Annotated in this window: 2 protein-coding genes and 1 pseudogene; 1 reads left to right on the forward strand and 2 read right to left on the reverse strand. The window is 70.6% G+C overall.

What is annotated here, in order from left to right; genetic code table 11:
- Together SACSA_RS21570 and SACSA_RS0104915 are read right to left on the reverse strand one after the other, a co-directional pair.
- Nucleotides 1-264 (reverse strand): annotated as a pseudogene (locus tag SACSA_RS21570) (hypothetical protein); the annotation flags it as partial.
- A 42-nt stretch (nt 265-306) separates the two neighbouring features.
- Complete coding sequence (locus SACSA_RS0104915) at nt 307-1,056, reverse strand: maleate cis-trans isomerase family protein (protein ID WP_019814028.1); 750 nt, start codon at nt 1,054-1,056, stop codon at nt 307-309.
- A 154-nt stretch (nt 1,057-1,210) separates the two neighbouring features.
- Here SACSA_RS0104915 and SACSA_RS0104920 point away from each other — a divergent pair.
- The coding region (locus tag SACSA_RS0104920) for an NAD(P)-dependent oxidoreductase (protein ID WP_408640267.1) at nt 1,211-1,648 on the forward strand (438 nt) is incomplete at its 3' end.

A 1,648-nucleotide genomic window follows, 5' to 3' on the forward strand; every position in this document is an offset into this window, starting at 1 on the left:
GACCACCGCGTCCGGCCCGTGCCCGGTGAGCCGCGCCGCGCCCTCGGCCAGCCGGGCGGGGCTGCCCAGGTCGAGCAGTTCGGCCACGGCGTGCAGGTCGGTGCCGTAGATGTGGGTCACGGGCAGGCGGGCGCCGTCGCCGAGCAGGCGTTCGGCGAGCGGGTAGTCGTCCTCGGCGGCGTGGTCGGGGTAGACGAACCCGACGGTGGCGGGCCGGGCCGGGGACCCCGCGGCCGACGGGGAGTACGCGGGCGACTCGAACAACGGGCACCTCCTGGCAGGATTGTCGACAATCCTAGTGCGGAATCAGGACACTTCGCGCAGCCACCGGCCCGGTCCGACGATCGGCAGGTCCATCCGGCGCAGGCATGCCCACATGGTGAGCTGATTGGCGGTCAGCACCGGTTTGCCGAGCGCGGACTCGAGCGGTTCGATGACGTCGTAGGTGGGCAGGTTCGTGCAGCTGACGAAGATCGCCTCGGCGTCCGCGTGGTTGGCGGCGAGGATCCGCTCGGCGATCGTGCGGTAGTTGACTTTCCAGATGCCACCGCCCAGGCCGAGGTGGTCGCTGGACATGGTCTTCACCCCGAGCTCGTCGAGGAAGTCGTGCAGTTTCGCGGTGAGGTCGCCGTCGTACGGGGTCAGCACCGAGATGCGGTGCAGGTCGAGCTGGCGCAGGACCTCGGCCAGTGCCCCTGAGGTGGTCACCGCGTCGGGCGCGCCCGCGTCACAGATGACCTTGCGCTGCATGCGCTCGGCATCGACCCCGTTGACGAAGCTGCCCGAGGTGCACAGGTAGGCCACCACCTCCGGCTCCACGTGCAACACATCGCGTGTCGCCGCCGCGAGGTGCGCCGAGTTGCCGACGAGGTGGGCCATCTCCATGCTGACGGGCACGGGCTCGTACGGCGTGCGGGCCAGGTGCAGCGATACTTCCATCGGCACCCAGCGCCACAGCTCGCGTTCGAGCGCGAGGTCGAACGGCGCGATGACGCCGACGCCGCGCTGGGCCAGCGGGCCGTCGAACGCGGGGAAGTCCAGGGCGGCGAAATCCAAGGCTCGACCTCCGACGGCGTGTGTGCAGCAGAGTGCCTCCGGGGGGACTCCTCGGATTGTTGACAATCATACGACGCACACATACCGTGTCAACGTGACTGGCACGGAACAGCCGGTGCTCGCCGTGCTCTGCGGTGAGAAGCGCCCTCCGGACATGGACGCCATCGAACGGTCGGCCACCGTCCGTTACACCGACGCCGACGGCCTCGCCGACGCGCTGACGGGCGCGGACGCGTTGTTCGTCTACGACTTCCTGTCCACCGCGGTGCCCGGGGCCTGGCACGCCGCCGACCGGCTCCGCTGGCTGCATATCGCCAGTGCCGGGGTGGACCCGGTGATGTTCGACGGTATCCGGGACAGCGACGTCACGCTGACCAATTCGCGCGGGGTCTTCGACGGGCCGATCGCCGAGTACGTCCTGGGGGTCGTGCTCGCTTTCGCCAAGGACTTCGCCGGGTCCCTGCGGTTGCAGGAGCAGCGTCGGTGGCGGCACCGGGAGACCGAGCGGGTCGCGGGTGCCTCGGTGCTCGTCGTGGGCACAGGGCCGATCGGCCGGGCCACCGCGCGCCTGCTGCGCGCGGCGGGCCTGCGG

The organism is Saccharomonospora saliphila YIM 90502 (assembly GCF_000383795.1).
GTDB lineage: Bacteria > Actinomycetota > Actinomycetes > Mycobacteriales > Pseudonocardiaceae > Saccharomonospora > Saccharomonospora saliphila.